This window comes from Aminobacter sp. 01T433 (assembly GCF_056398585.1).
The window spans coordinates 135,492-152,351 of record NZ_JBFTPR010000012.1; the positions used below are offsets into that span (position 1 = coordinate 135,492).

14 protein-coding genes are annotated in these 16,860 nt (G+C 61.6%); 11 read left to right on the forward strand and 3 right to left on the reverse strand.

The genetic code is table 11. The features are described from left to right. The first annotated feature begins 7 nt into the window (after positions 1 to 7). From frr to lpxB, 10 genes are all read left to right on the forward strand, one after another. Positions 8 to 562: a ribosome recycling factor gene (frr, locus tag AC1DLV_RS20725; RefSeq protein ID WP_476801807.1), complete on the forward strand. Its 555-nt coding sequence runs from the start codon at positions 8 to 10 to the stop codon at positions 560 to 562. Then, a complete protein-coding gene (locus tag AC1DLV_RS20730; protein WP_476801808.1) occupies positions 528 to 1,313 on the forward strand; it encodes an isoprenyl transferase in 786 nt (261 codons plus the stop codon). The genes frr and AC1DLV_RS20730 overlap by 35 nt, the downstream gene beginning before the upstream one ends. A gap of 8 nt (positions 1,314 to 1,321) precedes the next feature. After that, positions 1,322 to 2,152, forward strand: a complete 831-nt coding sequence (locus tag AC1DLV_RS20735) for a phosphatidate cytidylyltransferase (RefSeq protein WP_476801809.1) — start codon at positions 1,322 to 1,324, stop codon at positions 2,150 to 2,152. 82 nt (positions 2,153 to 2,234) lie between these two features. Next, entirely contained in the window at positions 2,235 to 3,371 is a 1,137-nt protein-coding gene (rseP, locus tag AC1DLV_RS20740) for an RIP metalloprotease RseP (RefSeq protein ID WP_476836224.1), read from the forward strand. 220 nt (positions 3,372 to 3,591) lie between these two features. Next, a complete protein-coding gene (gene bamA / locus AC1DLV_RS20745) occupies positions 3,592 to 5,967 on the forward strand; it encodes an outer membrane protein assembly factor BamA (protein WP_476801811.1) in 2,376 nt (791 codons plus the stop codon). A 72-nt stretch (positions 5,968 to 6,039) separates the two neighbouring features. Continuing rightward, positions 6,040 to 7,098, forward strand: a complete 1,059-nt coding sequence (gene lpxD / locus AC1DLV_RS20750; protein ID WP_476801812.1) for a UDP-3-O-(3-hydroxymyristoyl)glucosamine N-acyltransferase — start codon at positions 6,040 to 6,042, stop codon at positions 7,096 to 7,098. Next, positions 7,091 to 7,555 carry a 3-hydroxyacyl-ACP dehydratase FabZ gene (fabZ, locus tag AC1DLV_RS20755; protein ID WP_476787573.1) on the forward strand — a complete coding sequence of 155 codons (465 nt, stop codon included), beginning with the start codon at positions 7,091 to 7,093 and terminating at the stop codon, positions 7,553 to 7,555. Before lpxD ends, fabZ begins: the two co-directional genes overlap by 8 nt. Positions 7,556 to 7,567: 12 nt before the next feature. Next, positions 7,568 to 8,401 (forward strand): acyl-ACP--UDP-N-acetylglucosamine O-acyltransferase, encoded by an 834-nt coding sequence (gene lpxA / locus AC1DLV_RS20760; protein ID WP_476801813.1) that lies wholly within the window; start codon positions 7,568 to 7,570, stop codon positions 8,399 to 8,401. After that, a complete protein-coding gene (locus AC1DLV_RS20765; RefSeq protein WP_476801814.1) occupies positions 8,388 to 9,281 on the forward strand; it encodes an LpxI family protein in 894 nt (297 codons plus the stop codon). Before lpxA ends, AC1DLV_RS20765 begins: the two co-directional genes overlap by 14 nt. Continuing rightward, positions 9,278 to 10,441: a lipid-A-disaccharide synthase gene (lpxB, locus tag AC1DLV_RS20770; protein ID WP_476801815.1), complete on the forward strand. Its 1,164-nt coding sequence runs from the start codon at positions 9,278 to 9,280 to the stop codon at positions 10,439 to 10,441. The genes AC1DLV_RS20765 and lpxB overlap by 4 nt, the downstream gene beginning before the upstream one ends. 55 nt (positions 10,442 to 10,496) lie before the next feature. Here the strand turns inward: lpxB and gltA are convergent, their stop codons facing one another. Both gltA and gltX read right to left on the reverse strand, forming a co-directional pair. Continuing rightward, complete coding sequence (gltA, locus tag AC1DLV_RS20775; RefSeq protein WP_476801816.1) at positions 10,497 to 11,786, reverse strand: citrate synthase; 1,290 nt, start codon at positions 11,784 to 11,786, stop codon at positions 10,497 to 10,499. A 184-nt stretch (positions 11,787 to 11,970) separates the two neighbouring features. Next, a complete protein-coding gene (gltX, locus tag AC1DLV_RS20780; protein ID WP_476801817.1) occupies positions 11,971 to 13,392 on the reverse strand; it encodes a glutamate--tRNA ligase in 1,422 nt (473 codons plus the stop codon). A 358-nt stretch (positions 13,393 to 13,750) separates the two neighbouring features. Between gltX and AC1DLV_RS20785 the strand changes: the two genes are divergently transcribed. After that, the gene (locus AC1DLV_RS20785; RefSeq protein WP_476801818.1) at positions 13,751 to 15,988 is read left to right on the forward strand and encodes a ComEC/Rec2 family competence protein; all 2,238 of its coding nucleotides are present in this window, start codon (positions 13,751 to 13,753) and stop codon (positions 15,986 to 15,988) included. Between the two features lie 52 nt (positions 15,989 to 16,040). Here AC1DLV_RS20785 and lexA read toward each other — a convergent pair whose 3' ends face one another. After that, the gene (gene lexA / locus AC1DLV_RS20790; protein ID WP_476801819.1) at positions 16,041 to 16,760 is read right to left on the reverse strand and encodes a transcriptional repressor LexA; all 720 of its coding nucleotides are present in this window, start codon (positions 16,758 to 16,760) and stop codon (positions 16,041 to 16,043) included. Positions 16,761 to 16,860: the final 100 nt, after the last annotated feature.

The following is a 16,860-nucleotide window of genomic DNA, read 5'->3' on the forward strand; positions in this document are numbered from 1 at the left end:
GGCTTTGATGAGCTCGAACTACAACGATCTTCAGCGGCGCATGGAAGGCGCCATCACCGCGTTCAAGAGCGATCTCGCCTCGCTCCGCACGGGCCGCGCCTCGAGCAACCTTCTCGACCCGATCCATGTTCAGGCTTATGGTTCGGCCATGCCGCTCAACCAGGTCGCGACCGTGTCGGTGCCCGAGCCGCGCATGATCTCGGTTTCGGTCTGGGACAAGTCGATGGTGGGTGCCGTCGATCGCGCCATTCGCGAATCCAATCTCGGCTTCAACCCGATCGTCGACGGCACCAATCTGCGCATTCCGCTGCCGGAGCTGAACGAACAGCGCCGCAAGGAGCTGGTCAAGATCGCGCACACCTATGCCGAAAATGCCAAGGTGGCGGCGCGCCACGTGCGCCGCGACGGCATGGACGTGCTCAAGAAGGAAGAAAAGGACGGCGACATCAGTCAGGACGATCATCGCGTCCAGTCCGAGAAGGTGCAGAAGCTGACCGACGACACGATCAGCCAGATCGACAGCCTGCTTGCGGGCAAAGAAGCAGAGATCATGCAAGTCTAAGGCGGCCGGAGACAGGCCCGAAAGCGAACGGATGACTACGCCCGCGCATGTCGCGATCATCATGGACGGCAACGGTCGCTGGGCAAAGGCCCGCGGCCTGCCGCGCGTTGCCGGACATCGTGCCGGCGTCGAAGCGCTGCGCCGCACAGTTCGCGCGGCAGCCGACCTCGGTATTTCCTGGTTGACGGTCTATGCGTTTTCTTCGGAAAACTGGTCGCGGCCGAAATCCGAGGTCACCGACCTCATGGGGCTGCTCAAGATCTTCATTCGCCGCGATCTGGCCGAACTCCACAATAGCGGCGTGCGTGTCCGCATCATCGGTGATCGCGCGACCTTGCAGCCCGACATCCGCTCCCTGCTGGAGGAAGCCGAAACGCTGACCGCCGGCAACAAGTCGCTGACCTTGGTCATCGCTTTCAACTATGGCGGACGCGACGAGATCGCACGTGCGGCGCGCAAGCTCGCCGAGGCGGTCAAGCGCGGTGACATTTCGAGTGACGAGATCACGCCGGAGAGGTTTGCCGAAGAGCTCGACACATCGGGCATTCCCGATCCCGATCTGGTCATCCGCACCAGCGGCGAAGTTCGGCTGTCCAATTTCCTGCCATGGCAAGCGGCCTACAGCGAACTGGTTTTCCAGCCCTGCTACTGGCCGGATTTTACCCGCGAGCATCTGAGCGAGGCCGTGCGCGAGTATACCGGCCGCGAACGCCGCTTTGGCGGGCTCGCTGCGCGCGACGTCGCTTTGTGACCACTGATATGAGCAATCTCCAGCTCCGTACAATCTCGGCGATCGTGCTCGCGGCAGCCGTGCTGCTGCTGACCTGGCTGGGCGGCGTGCCATTTAGGCTGCTGTCGGCGGCTATCGCCCTTGCCATATTCTACGAGTGGTCGCGCATGTCGCGACCCACGAGCGACGCAGGCTGGCCCGTGGGCGGCCTTGCCATGCTGCCTGAAGTGGCGATCCTGCTGTTTGCCGGGGCACTCGTTGCGGGCGTGCCCGCACTGGCGCTGATCGGCCTGGCAGGTGCCTCCACGTTGATTCTGTGGGGCGTGGGCCGCCTGCGCGGCGAAATGGCCTGGGAAGCAGCCGGATTCGGCTATGCCGCGCTCTCCGGGCTGTCTCTGGCGCTGCTGCGCGGCAATGACGCAGCCGGCCTTATCGCCATCCTGTTTTTGTTTGCGGTTGTCTGGGCGACCGACATCTTCGCCTATTTCGTCGGCCGCAAGGTCGGCGGACCGAAGCTTGCGCCTGCCATCTCGCCTGGCAAGACCCGCAGCGGCGCGCTTGGCGGTGCCGTAGGCGGCGTTGTGGCTGGGCTTTTGCTTGCCAGCGTTGCCGGCGCCGGCAATCTCTTTGCCTTGGCAATCGTCGCTTTGCTGCTCTCGGTGATCTCGCAAGCGGGTGACCTGTTTGAATCCTGGGTCAAGCGCCGGCACGGCTACAAGGATTCGGGCTCGCTGATTCCCGGCCATGGCGGCGTGATGGACCGGGTCGACGGGCTTGTCGCGGCGGCATTTGCCCTATACGTCATCGGTTGGATGTCAGGCTCGGCCGATCATCCGGCGCAGGGACTGTTTCCAGCCTGAGCGACCGAAGCGCGGGGCGCAAGCCTCGGGCAAGGCACGACGCCTCATTTGGGGCTCGATGGTATCTGGTTGAGGGCTTGATTTGAACGAGTATCTACCTGCCTTCCTGAGCACAGACGGATTGTTGATCGGCACCATCGTGCCGTTCCTGTTCGTGCTCACCGTCGTCGTATTCGTGCATGAGATGGGCCATTACCTCGTCGGACGCTGGTGCGGGATCGGCGTGAAGGCCTTTTCGATCGGCTTTGGACCGGAATTGTTGGGTTTCAACGACCGTCGCGGCACGCGCTGGAAGCTTTGCGCAATTCCCCTTGGTGGCTACGTCAAATTCGTTGGCGACATGAACGTTACCTCGACGCCAGGCAGCGAGGATGCAAATCTCACGCCCGAGGAGCGCAATATCGCGTTCCACACCCAGCCGGTCTGGAAGCGTGCCGCAACGGTCGTTGCTGGCCCTGTGTTCAACTTCCTTTTGACGATTGCCGTCTTCACCGTGCTGTTTTCGGCCTATGGCCGCTATGTCATGGAGCCGACGGTCGCTGAAGTGCGTGCGGCAAGCCCGGCGGCAAACGCCGGCATCCAGCCGGGCGACCGATTCGTCAGTGTCGACGGCAGCCCTGTTGAAACCTTCTCCGACGTGCAGCGCCTGGTTTCAGGCCGTGGCGGCGATCCGATCACCTTCGTGATGATGCGCGACGGCAAGGACATCACCGTGACGGCAACGCCCGAGATGGTGGAGCAGAAGGATGCGCTTGGCAATTCGGTCAAGGTCGCCGTCATCGGCGTGGTCAACAACGAGGAGTTGGGGCAGCCGCGGCTGATCAACTACAGCCCAGGCGGCGCCTTTGTTCAGGCTGTATCGGAGACCGGGCACATCATCGAGCGCACTGGCCAGTTCCTGACACGGTTCGTCGTCGGGCGCGAGGACAAGTGCCAGCTCGGCGGACCGGTGAAGATCGCCGACATGGCCGGCAAGGCGGCTCAGCTGGGCTTTGTATGGCTGGTGCAACTGGTCGCGCTTTTGTCGGTCGGCATCGGTTTTCTTAACCTTCTGCCGATTCCTCCGCTGGACGGCGGCCACCTCGCATTCTATGCCGTGGAGGCGGTGATCCGCCGCCCCGTTTCCGAACGGGCGATGGAAGCGGTATACCGTGTGGGGATGATTCTGGTTCTTGCTTTTATGGGCTTCGTTTTTTGGAACGACCTGTTTGGATGCTGAAATCATGAAGAAATTTTAGACGGCCAGGGGTCCCGTTATGGGAGCGTTTACCATCTGGGGTGATATGCGTGACGCGAAAGTCACGCTCGCAAGGTAAGTAAATACAAATTAACTAGAAGCCTTGCGTGTAGGGAAAATCCGGTTAATACGGTACGAGAAATTTACCGCGACGTCCGGTTTTCTCGCCGTGGGGACTTCGAGAAAAAGGTTACAGAGGCCAATGAAGGCAGCACTTAAGTTTGCGAGCGCCGCGTCCGCGGTAGCTCTTTCCGCCGCATTGGCCGTTCCGGCAGCAGTGACGGTTCAGTTTGTTGCCGTGTCGGCCGCTGAGGCGGCTGTGGTCAACCGAGTCGAAGTGCGCGGCAATCAGCGCGTCGATGCGGATACCGTCCGCAACTACATCACCATCAAGCCAGGCAAGTCGTTCTCCAACACCGACATCGATGATGCGGTGAAGGCGCTGTTCGGCAGCGGCCTGTTCTCCGACGTCCGGATCAATCAGGTCGGTTCGACCCTGGTGGTTCAGGTGTCCGAGTACCAGGTGGTCAACCAGGTGCTGTTCCAGGGCAACAAGAAGCTCAAGGATGCGCAGCTCACCGGTGCAGTGCAGCTCAAGCCGCGCGGCGCGTTCTCGCAAGCCGCGCTCGATGCTGATGCAGCGACGATCAAGGAAGCCTACAAGCGCGTTGGTCGCGACGACGTCACCGTCGGCACCAAGGTCATGGATCTCGGCGAAAACCGCGTGAACGTGGTGTTCGAGATCAATGAAGGCGGTCGCACCAAGATCGCTGCGGTCAATTTCGTCGGCAACAGCGCTTTTGGCGATCGTCGTCTGTCGGACGTCATCTCGACCAAGCGCTCGTCGTTCCTCTCCTTCATGTTGCGCGACGATATCTATGACGAAGATCGTCTGCGCGCTGACGAGGAGGCGCTGCGCCGCTTCTACTTCAATCGCGGCTATGCCGATTTCCAGGTCGTTTCGGCCTTTGGCGAGCTCGACGAAGCAACCAACCAGTACACCATCACGATCACTGTCGACGAAGGTCAGCGTTATACGTTTGGCGACGTGTCGGTTGAGAGCACGATCCCCGAGATCGATGGCGCCCAGCTGCAGTCGCTGGTCGAAACCCGCAAGGGCGACGTCTACAATGCCAAGAACGTCGAAGATTCGATCATCGGCATCACCGAGAATGTCGCTGGCAAGGGCTATGCCTTCGCCAAGGTGACGCCGCGCGGTGACCGCAACTTCGAGACGCGCACCATCAACGTCGTCTATACGGTTGACCAAGGCGCCAAGGCCTATGTCGAGCGCATCGAAATCCGCGGCAACGAACGCACCCGCGACTTCGTGATCCGTCGCGAATTCGACGTCAGCGAGGGCGATGCCTTCAACCAGGTGCTGATCCAGCGCGCGAAGAAGCGCCTCGAAGCGCTTAACTTCTTTGAGAAGGTCGAGATTTCGACCGCTCCCGGTTCGCAGCCCGATCAGGTTGTGCTGGTTGTCGACCTGGTCGAGAAGTCGACCGGCGAATTCTCGATCGGCGCTGGTTACTCGACCGGTGGCGACAATGCAGGCCCGTCGATCGAGGGTTCGATCACCGAGCGCAACTTCCTCGGCCGTGGCCAGTTCATCAAGTTCTCGGCCGGTGGCGGCAAGAACTCGCGTGACTACAGCTTCTCGTTCACCGAGCCGTACTTCCTCGGTCGTCGTATCGCTGCTGGCTTCGACATCTACCGCCAGACGCGCAAGTACGATCACTACGACAGCGACATCACCGGTGGCACGATCCGCTTTGGTCTGCCGATCACTGACAACGTCTCGACGCAGGTCGCCTACAACCTGTCGCAGGAGGAGTATAACCTCTCCGACGATTGTGTGGACGTCAATGGCGCGTACGACCCGTCCAGGTGTAACGTTTCTGTCGCTATCCTTGATGGCATTGCAGACAGCCCCTGGATCAAGTCGTCGGTGAGCGGCACGCTCGTCTACAACACCATCGACGACATGAAGAGCCCGCATGCCGGTATCTATGCCAACTTCACGACTGAAGTGGCGGGTCTCGGCGGCGACGCCAAGTTCGTGAAGGTTTCCGGTCGCGGCACCTACTATCAGACGCTCTCGGAAGAGATGGATATCGTTGCGCTTCTGTCCGCTGGCGGTGGTCACGTTCAGGGCTTTGGCGACGACGGCTTGCGCGTGTTCGATCAGTTCAAGAGCAACGATCGCATGATCCGCGGCTTCGAGTACAATGGTATCGGCCCGGTTGATACGAGCACCGGCGAGCATCTTGGCGGCACGACCTACTTCAATGCCACTGCAGAAGCGCAGTTCCCGATCCCGGTTGTGCCCGAGAGCTTCGGCTTGCGCGGTGCTGTGTTCGCGGATGCGGCGACGCTCTACGGAAGCAAGATCGAAACCACTCCGCCGGTCAATTTCGGCACCTCGACCGACATGCAGTGGCGTGCGTCCGTTGGTATTGGTCTGCTCTGGGCCTCGCCGTTTGGTCCGCTGCGCATCGACTATGCGATGCCGATTGCCAAGCAGGACACCGACAATACGCAGGAATTCAACTTCGGCATTTCGACCCGCTTCTAATCGCGCGGAACGATCCTTCCGGGCCATCGTGGCCCGGAAGACGGTTACCCGGCTTGGCTGGAACAACATTTTATGACGGATCCGGTATTTTTTGTGCCGTCACGCCGCTTCACGGTGGGCGAGGTGGCCGGCCTCACCGGTGCGACACTTGTCGACCCCAAGCACTCTCATATCGCCATTTCGACCATCGCTGCCGCAAGCAGTGGTGGCGATGGCGCGCTTGTGTTTGTCGACGGCAAGCGCAACGCAAAGCCCTTGGCGACACTGTCAGCCGCCGCCGTGCTCTGCACGCCTGACGTTGCTGGCATGGTTCCTGACGGTATCGCCGTTCTGGTGACACCTCGTCCACAGCAGGCCTTCGCCCGCATCGGGCGACTGCTTTATCCCGAGGCTGAACGCCCGGTTGGCGTGACGGGTATCTCAGGCGTTTCACCCTTCGCTCACATCGATCCAACCGCTCAAATCGAAGCCGGCGCGGTCATCGAGGCAGGTGCGGTCATCGGCGCCAATGCCGCTGTCGGCAGCGGCACGGTGATAGCGGCCAATGCGGTGATCGGGCGTTCGTCGCAAGTGGGACGCGATTGCTACATCGGCCCGCACTGCTCGATCCAATATACGCTGATCGGCAATGGCGTCATCATCCATGCGGGAGCTCGCATCGGTCAGGATGGTTTTGGTTTCGCCGGCGGTGCGCGTGGACCCGAACGCGTTCCTCAGATTGGCCGTGTCATTATCCAGGACAATGTCGAGATCGGCGCCAATTCCACTGTCGATCGCGGCGCGCTGGCCGACACGATCATTGGCGAGAACACAAAGATCGACAATCTGGTCCAGATCGCCCACAACGTGCGCATTGGCCGCAATTGCGTTATCGCGGGCCTTTCAGGTATTTCGGGCTCGGTCGTTGTCGGCGACAACGTGATGATGGGCGGTGGCGTCGGCCTCGCAGATCATCTGACCATCGGCGCAGGCTCCCAGTTGGCTGCGCGTAGCGGTTTCATGCATGACGTGCCTGCGGGCGAGGTTTGGGCCGGTTATCCGGCCAAGCCGATGAAAGAGGCAATGCGCGAATTCGCACTGCTGAAGAAGCTGGCCAAGGGAAAACCAAAGGAGGGTGGGAGCAATGACTGACCAGGCAACCAAGACGCTCGAAGCCGTCGATATCCAAGGCCTTTTCAAGATCCTACCGCATCGCTACCCGTTCCTGCTGATCGACAGGATCGTCGAGATCGATGGCGACGACTCGGCGGTTGGCATCAAGAACGTCACCGTCAACGAGCCGCATTTCCAGGGGCATTTCCCCAGCCATCCGGTCATGCCGGGTGTGCTGATCATCGAGGCGATGGCCCAGACCGCCGGTGCCATCTGCCTGCGCCTGGTGATCGACGAAACGCCTTCGCTGGTCTATCTGATGACCGTTGACGGCGCCAAATTCCGTAAGCCGGTCGTTCCTGGCGACCAGCTGCGAATTCACGTCAAGAAGATCAAGAAGCGCGGCAACATCCTGAAATTCGCCTGTCATGCGCGTGTCGATGGCGTCGTCGTAGCCGAAGCCGAGGTCGCGGCGATGATGGTACCCAAGGAATAAGCAAGAACGTCTATGAGCGAAACTTTCATTCATCCCGCCGCCGTCGTTGAAGCCGGTGCAAAGCTGGGCGCGGGCGTCCGCATCGGACCATTTTGCCATGTCAGTGCCGAAGCCGTCATTGGCGATCGCGTTGAGTTGATCAGCCACGTCTCGGTCATGGCCGCCACGACCTTGGGCGAAGGCTGCAAGGTGTTCCCGATGGCGACCCTTGGCGCAGCACCGCAAAACAACAAGCACAAGGGCGGCCGTACGACGCTGGTGATTGGCAAGAACTGCACGATCCGCGAAGGCGTGACCATGCATGTCGGCACCGACACCAGCCGTGGCGAGACCACTGTGGGTGATAACGGGCTGTTCTTGGCCTACGCGCACATCGCTCATGACTGCGTGCTTGGCAGTAACGTCACCATGGCCAATCTGGCGACCCTGGGTGGCCATGTCGAGATCGGCAACAATGTGACGCTCGGCGGGCTCTCTGCCGTCCACCAGATGACACGTATCGGTCATCATGCATTTGTCGGTGGCGCAGCGATCGTCGATGGCGACATCATCCCTTACGGCATGGTGATGGGCAACCGCGCCAAACTGCGTGGCCTCAACGTCATCGGCATGAAGCGTTCCGGCGTGCCGCGCGCGGAGATCTTTGCCCTGCGCAAGGCCTACAAGATGATTTTCGATCCCGCTCGTTCCGTGGCCGAGAACATCCCGGCTGTCGAACGCGAGTTCGCCGGATCGGCCATCGTTCGCGATGTTCTCGATTTCATCCAGGCACGCGGCAAACGCCACTTCACGGTTCCGCCGCTCCGCAACGCCGTCTCCGACGACGCCGCCGATGACGAAAGCTGAGGGCGGAAAGAAGATAGACCTTTCCGCGACCGACAAGGTTGCTGTCGTCGCCGGCAGCGGCCGGCTTCCGGTCAATGTCGCCGATAGCCTTGCTCAGGGTGGCCATCCGCCCTTTGTCGTCCGTCTCCAAGGCGAGACCGATCCGGGAACCAGCTTGGCCGGCTATGAGGGCGACACGCTTGCGATCGAACAGTTCCCCTCGCTGCTGCCGCTTCTGAAGCAAAAGGGCATCACGCATGTCGTGCTCGCCGGCGGGGTCAGCCGGCGCCCAAGGTTGCGTTCTATCCGTCCAAGCCTGATGCTGTTCCGCCTGCTGCCACGTGCGCTGACGGCTTTGGCGCGCGGGGACGATGGATTGCTGCGCATTCTCGTCAACACGTTCGAAGACTATGGCATCAAGGTCGTCGGCGCCCATCAGATCGTGCCGGAGCTTTTGGCGGTCGAAGGGCCAATGGGCGCCCATGCGCCCCAGAAGGGCGATTGGGCCGACCTGAATGCCGGGCTTGAAGCCGCGCGTGTCATCGGCGCACTCGACGTCGGGCAGGCGGCGGTTGCCATCGGCGGACGCGCGATTGCCCTTGAAGGCATCGAAGGTACCGACCTGTTGCTCGAACGCGTGCGCGAGCTGCGTAACAATGGGCGCATCGCCGGGCGCAAACGCGGCGTTCTGGTCAAATGCGCCAAGCCGAAACAGGAACTGCGCGCCGATCTGCCGACAATCGGTCCCTCGACGGTCGACGCAGCACATGCCGCGGGACTGTCTGGCATCGGCGTCGAAGCCGGGCGCTCGCTTGTGCTTGATTTTGGTGAGCTGATCGACCGTGCGGATACGCTGGGCCTGTTTGTCGTCGGCCTCGCTGGCAAGGGAAGCAACACATGAGCTTGCCGCCACTCAAGATTGCCATTGTCGCCGGCGAAGAGTCCGGCGATCTGTTGGGTGCTGATCTAGTGCAGGCGCTGCAGCGCATGAGCGGGCGTGAGGTCAAGCTGGTCGGCACCGGCGGCCGCCACCTGCAGGAACTTGGCCTTTCGCCTTTGTTCGACGCCGGCGAGATCGCGCTGATGGGCCTGACGGCGGTCATTCGCGACCTGCCGCGCCTGATCAGGCGGATTGGTGAGACAGCTCGCTTTGTCGCCAAGGAGAAGCCGGATTGTCTGATCACCATCGACAGCCCTGATTTTTCATTGCGGGTGGCCAAGAAGGTTCGCTCCCTCGATCCAAAAATCCCGATCGTCCACTACATCTGCCCAAGCGTCTGGGCCTGGCGGCCTGGGCGCGCCAAGGCGATGAAGCCCCATGTCGACGAGATCTTGTGCATCTTGCCATTCGAGCCGGCTGAGCTTGCCCGCCTTGGCGGTCCGCACGGCACCTTCGTTGGTCATCGCCTGGCGACAGACCCCGGCATCGCCATTGCCGCGGCAATGCAGGACGGCAAGGGTGCGCTTGCGCCTGATCGTGAAAAGACGCTTCTGCTTTTGCCTGGCTCGCGGCGCGGCGAAGTGCGCAGCCTGATCGGGCCGTTCGGGGAGACCGTGTCGATCCTGCGTGCCCGCGGCCACCAGTTGCGCCTGCTTTTGCCGACCGTGCCGCATGTTGCCGGCCTTGTCGAAGAGGCCGTCGCCGGCTGGCCGCAAAAACCCGAGATCATCCTTGATCCGCAGCACAAGTGGCGGGCGTTCGGCGAAGCCGACGCGGCCTTGATCGCATCGGGAACCGTGTCGCTGGAACTCGCGCTTGCCCGCGTGCCGATGCTGTCGTCCTACAAGCTCGACACGTTCATGCGCGCGGTTCAAAGCCTGATTACAGTGTGGAGTGCCGCACTGCCCAATCTGATCGCGGACCGTCCCGTCATCCAGGAAAACTACAACCAGTATGTGCGGCCGCAATGGATGGCGCGTTACGTCGAGGGCCTGTTCGAAGACAGCGGCCTTCGGCGCTGGCAAAAGGAAGGCTTCGCCGAAATCGCCCGCCGCCTGGCGACCGAGCGGCCTTCGGGCGAGCTTGCCGCCGAAGCGGTCCTCAAACACATCGTAAAATGAAAAACGCCCGCCAAGCAGGAACTTGGCGGGCGTTTCTCAAGTCAGTTCGCAGCGCTTAGCGCTTGGCGATCGGCACGTAGTCGCGTTCGGGAGCGCCGGTGTAGAGCTGGCGCGGACGGCCGATCTTCTGGCGCGGATCCTCGATCATTTCCTTCCACTGGGCGATCCAGCCGACGGTGCGCGCGAGCGCAAACAGCACCGTGAACATGGTGGTGGGGAAGCCCAGGGCCTTCAGCGTGATGCCCGAATAAAAGTCGATGTTCGGATAGAGCTTCTTTTCGATGAAGTATTCGTCCGTCAGAGCGATGCGCTCGAGCTCCATCGCCACGTCCAGCATCGGATCGTCCTTGATGCCGAGTTCGCCCAGAACCTCATGCGTGGTCTTCTGCATGATCTTGGCGCGCGGATCGTAGTTCTTGTAGACGCGGTGGCCGAAGCCCATCAGGCGGAACGGGTCGTTCTTGTCCTTGGCGCGGGCGACGAATTCCGGAATGCGGTCGACATGACCGATTTCGGACAGCATGTTGAGGGCCGCTTCATTGGCGCCGCCATGTGCCGGGCCCCAAAGGCAGGCGATGCCGGCCGCAATGCATGCAAACGGGTTGGCGCCCGAAGAGCCGGCGAGACGCACCGTCGAGGTCGAGGCATTCTGCTCGTGGTCGGCGTGCAGGATGAAGATGCGCTCCATGGCGCGCGCCAGCACCGGATTGACCTTGTATTCCTCGCACGGCACCGCAAAGCACATGTGCAGGAAGTTGGCGGCGAAGTTCAGCTCGTTCTTCGGGTAAACGAAGGGCTGGCCGATATGGTACTTGTAGGCCATCGCAGCGATCGTCGGCATCTTGGCGATCAGGCGGATCGAGGCGACCATGCGCTGATGCGGGTCGGAGATGTCGGTCGAGTCGTGATAGAAAGCCGAAAGCGCACCGACCACGCCGCACATCACCGCCATCGGGTGCGCATCGCGGCGGAAGCCGGTGAAGAAGCGCGACATCTGCTCATGCACCATGGTGTGGCGCGTGACGCGATAGTCGAAGTCGTCCTTCTGGGCCTTGGTCGGCAGTTCGCCGTAGAGCAACAGGTAGCAGACCTCAAGGAAGTCGCCATGCTCGGCGAGCTGGTCGATCGGGTAGCCGCGATGGAGCAGGATGCCTGCATCGCCGTCGATGAAGGTGATTTCCGATTCGCAGCTCGCCGTCGACGTGAAGCCGGGATCGTAGGTGAAGGCACCCGTCGTGGCGTAGAGCGATGCGATGTCGATCACATCTGGTCCGACCGTGCCGCTGCGAACCTTAAACTCATGGGTTTGGCCGCGGAACTCTAGTTTGGCGGTCGAATCAGTCATCGCATACTCCTTAGTGCTGAGTTGCCGCCTCACGCGGCGCAATCGTCATAACAAGGCAACCATTTAGGCCCGGAACGCTCGAACACGCTTCCCAGCTTCCCCGCTGCTTTCAAATTGACCTGTTGCCACAATGTTGCACCGCAACAGCCTCATTTCAATGCAAAACTAGGAAAGCACTGCTGACCTAATCGATTTGATCGGAAATGCGTCCCAGACTTTCGTCGCGCCCCAGAACAGCCAATACATCGAACACCCCGGGAGAGGTGCTTTTGCCTGTCAAAGCGGCACGCAAAGGCTGGGCGACCCCACCCAGTTTCACATTTTCGCGACCTGCGAACTCGCGGATCGCGGCCTCGGCGGAGGCGGCGTTCCAGTCTGCTTCGGCAACCGTCGAAAGGGCCGCATGGGCGCCCTTCAGAATGTCCTTGGCCGGACCAGCCAGTAGCCCCGCTGCCTTTTCGTCGACGGCGAGCGGACGTTCGGCAAACAGGAAGCCCGCGCCATCCGCCAACTCGATCAATGTCTTGGCACGCTCCTTGAGGCCAGGCATGGCCGCAAGCAGCTGTGCCGTGCGCTTGTCGTCGAGCTTGGCGAGGATCGCATCGCCGCCTGGCAGATAGGGCAGGGTCGTCACGAAGATGTCGAACAGCTTGCTGTCGTCCATCTGGCGCATGTGGACGCCGTTCAGCGCCTCGAGCTTGGCGAAGTCGAAACGGGCAGCGCCCTTGTTGACGTCCTCGATCTCGAACCAGCGGATCATGTCTTCGATGCTCATCACTTCGTCGTCGCCATGGCTCCAGCCGAGGCGGGCGAGGTAGTTGAGCAGCGCCTCGGGCAGGTAGCCCATGGCGCGATAGGCGTCGACGCCAAGCGCGCCGTGGCGCTTGGAGAGCTTGGCACCGTCCGCACCATGGATCAGCGGGATATGCGCCATGACAGGCACGTCCCAGCCCATCGCAACGTAGATGACCGTCTGGCGCGCCGCGTTGGTCAGGTGATCGTCGCCCCGGATGATGTGGGTGACGCCCATGTCATGATCGTCGACGACGACCGCATGCATGTAGGTCGGCACGCCATCTGAGCGCAGGATGATGAAATCGTCGAGGTCCTTGTTGGGAAAGCGCACGTCGCCCTGCACGCGGTCGCGCACCAGCGTCTCGCCTTCGGTCGGCGCCTTGATGCGGATCACCGGCTTTACGCCTGCAGGTGCCTCGGACGGGTCGCGATCGCGCCAGCGGCCGTCATAGCGCGGCGGCCGGCCCTCGGCGCGTGCCTTCTCGCGCATTTCGGTGAGCTCTTCCTGCGAGGCGTAGCAGTAGTAGGCCTTGCCCATGCGCACGAGTTCTTCGGCGACTTCGCGGTGGCGCGGGGCGCGCTCGAACTGCGAAATCGGCTCGCCTTCCCAGGTCAGGCCAAGCCAGGTGAGGCCTTCGAGGATCGCTGCGGTAGCGGCATCGGTCGAGCGCTCGCGGTCGGTGTCTTCGATGCGCAGCAGCATGGTGCCGCCGGTGTGACGGGAATAGAGCCAGTTGAACAGCGCGGTGCGCGCGCCACCGATATGCAGGTAGCCAGTGGGCGAGGGGGCGAAGCGGGTCACGACGGACATAGCAAATTCCAAGGGAGGCATGGCGTCGCCCGGCCGGAGACCGGCGGCGCATGGCGTTTCGGTGGCGTTGATGTAGCATAGAAGGTCTGGGGCGCAAGGGGCAGGCCCGATGGGCGAGCGCGTGCGGGAAGGGCAAACCGGTAACAATCCGGTGGTCGAGACCAGCGAGCGCGGCTTGCTGGCAGGCTCGCCAACGCTTCCTGTCGCGTGGACGCATCCAAAGCCGCCCGGGGCCGACGGCTCATTTTCCGACGCGTCGTCGCCAAATCACACAGCCTCCCCGCGTCTGTCTTGGCAGCAGCAAGGATCACTGCTTTTAGCCGACCGCCGGATCAGCGCCCGATCGGCACTTGTCGCAATGCAAACAGAACTCGACCGCGGTGCTGCCTTCCTGCTGGCCCCGGTCTTTCTGTCTTTCGGCGCGCTCTGCTATTTCGCTCTGCCTGCCGAACCTGCGATTGCGCCGCTGGCTATCGCGTTCGTGCTGTTGGCGTCGCTCGCATTCTTTGTAAGTTCCCAAAGAGTGGTCCACTACGCGCTCGCTGCAGGCGCGATCTGCCTGCTCGGCATGACCGTGGCGAAGCTTGAAACAGCGCGCATGGCGACGAAGATGCTTGGCGCCGAAATTTCGAGTGAAGTAACCGGGCGCGTCGTCAGGCTCGATCGTCTCGACAATGGCCGCGTGCGGCTGACCCTTGATGTCCTCGCAACCGCGAGTCCGGTTCTGCGCTACGCCCCGGAGCGTGTTCGGATAACGGCACGCAAGATTCCGGACGGCGTGCAGGCTGGGGCGCAGGTGACCGGCTATGTCCGCCTCATGCCGCCCTCGGGGCCAGTGCGGCCAGGAAGTTATGATTTTTCCTTCGAAAGCTATTTCGACGGCATCGGCGCCAGCGGTTTTTTTATGAAAGGACCGGACCTTGTCGCATCTGCCGAGCCATTGCCGGCAACGGCCAAGGCTTTTGCCACAGTCGAAAACATCCGCGAAAAGATTGCCCAGCGCATTCGCGACCGGATCGGCGGTGCTGAAGGTGAGATTGCAGCGGCATTGGTGGTCGGTGTGCGCGGCGGCATCCCCGAAAATGTCAACGAGGCGCTGCGGCGTACCGGCCTCTACCACATCATTTCCATCTCTGGCCTGCATATGGCAATGGTCGCGGGCACCGTCATGCTGCTGATGCGGCTCGGCTTCGCGGCCTTTCCCAGCTTCACCTCACGTTGGCCAGTCAAGAAATACGCGGCAAGTGCTGCCCTGGTCTCGACAGGTGGCTATCTGTTCATCTCGGGCGCCGAAGTCGCAGCACAACGCAGCTTCATCATGCTCGCGGTGATGCTGACCGCCGTCCTGTTCGACCGTGCCGCACTCACCATGCGCAACCTGGCGATCTCGGCGATCGTCGTCATCCTGATCTCACCGCACGAGGTGGTTGGCCCGAGCTTCCAGATGTCATTTGCGGCTACGGCCGCGCTTGTTGGTGCTTATGCCTGGTGGTCGGACAGGCGGGAGGCGCAAGCACGACCACTTGTGCAGCGGTCATTGCCATCGAAGCTATGGCGCTGGCTTGCCACGGTTGCCATCGGTCTTGTCGCGACATCGCTGATCGCCGGCATTGCCACAAGTGTCTTCGGTGCCTGGCATTTCCAGCGCGTCTCGCCGCTCAGCCTCATTGCCAACCTGGCGGTCATGCCGATCGTCTCGGTGCTGGTGATGCCGTTTGCGGTCCTAGCCGGCATCTTCATGCCGCTTGGTCTCGAAGGGCTATTTCTCGATGTAATGGGCATCGGCCTGAAGGCCATGATCGCCCTTGCAAAGTGGTTCTCCGAGCGTTCGCCCATCGATGCGGTCGGTCTGGTGTCGACCCATGCCGTTGTCTTCGTGACCGCCGCACTGGTCATCGCATCGATCGCCACAACCTGGTTGCGGGTCGCCGCCATGCCATTTGCCGCTCTCGGCGTTCTGTCGCTGGTGGAAACCGAAACGCCTGTCGTCCTCGTCTCCGAAGATGGCCGCCTGGTGGGGGTGCCGATCGGAGACCAAAAGCTCGCGGTCAATCGCGCTCGACCAAACGAGTTCACAGTCGACAATTGGAAACGGACTTTAAAAACCGAGGCGTTTGTCGGCCCCATCCGTATCAACTCCGACGGTTCGACAAATCCGAAGGACTCGGGCAACTCCAGCGATCCAAGCAGCACCGACGAGCCTACTGAATTTGTCTGCAGCGATGGCCTTTGCCTGGTTCAGCATCCATCTGCGGGCTTGATCGCGCATGCTGAACACGCGGCCGCCGCCAGGCGCGTTTGCGCAAAGACTGATCTCATCGTTTTGAAAGACGCCACGACGAAGGACATCTGCCCAGGCTCAACCGTGGCAGTGCTCACCAGCCGCGAACTCGCCCGTCTGGGCAGCGCCGAGATATTCGTGAAGCCGGAATCGGGCAAGAAAAGTCGGCAACTAGAAATCCGCCACGCTGTATCAGAGCCATATCGCCCGTGGCACACGCAGCGCGAATTCTCTCGCGAGGCGAGGGGCCTGCCGCCCTATCAGCGCGCAGTCAAACGCCCGAAATCGCCGGAGACCGCAAAGCCGGCCAAATAGCCGGACCAAACTGAGCAACATCGAACAGGCCGAGACGCGCCGAATCGGCCGTTCAGGAATAGCGGCGGATCAACCCGACAAGCTTGCCCTGGACCTTGACCCTGTCTGGCCCGAAGATGCGGGTCTCGTAGGCCGGGTTGGCAGCCTCGAGAGCAATCGAGGCGCCCTTGCGGCGGAAGCGCTTGAGGGTCGCTTCCTCGTCGTCGACTAGTGCAACAATGATCTCGCCGGGGTTGGCGGTGGTCGAACTGCGAATGACGACTGTATCGCCGTCGAAGATGCCAGCCTCGATCATCGAGTCGCCCTTGACCTCGAGCGCGTAATGCTCGCCGCCCATGATCATATCCGGCGGCACTGCTATCGAATGGGTCTTGTGCTGGATGGCGTCGATCGGCACGCCGGCAGCGATACGTCCCATCACAGGAATGGTCACGGCCGCGCCAGCATCATCGTCATTGCCGGCGGACATGGAGCGCGACGGTTCAGGCCTGCGTCCAAGGCTGCCCTCAATGACGCTCGGCGAGAATTTCCGCGCCGCGTTGAGGCCTGGTGCGATGGAATCGGGCATGCGCAGCACTTCAAGCGCACGTGCCCGATTGGGCAGGCGTCGGATGAAGCCACGTTCTTCGAGTGCCGTGATCAGGCGATGGATGCCAGATTTGGAGGCGAGGTCGAGCGCTTCCTTCATTTCGTCGAAGGATGGCGGGATGCCTGTCTCCTTCAATCGCGAGTGGATGAACAGCAAAAGCTCATGTTGTTTGCGCGTCAGCATCGCCACCCCCGAGGAATCAGAAGAAAAACAAACCCAGAACAAAACACTATCTGTTCCAGTTGTGTTCTGCAACCGTTTATATCTGATGAAGGGAGGAGGC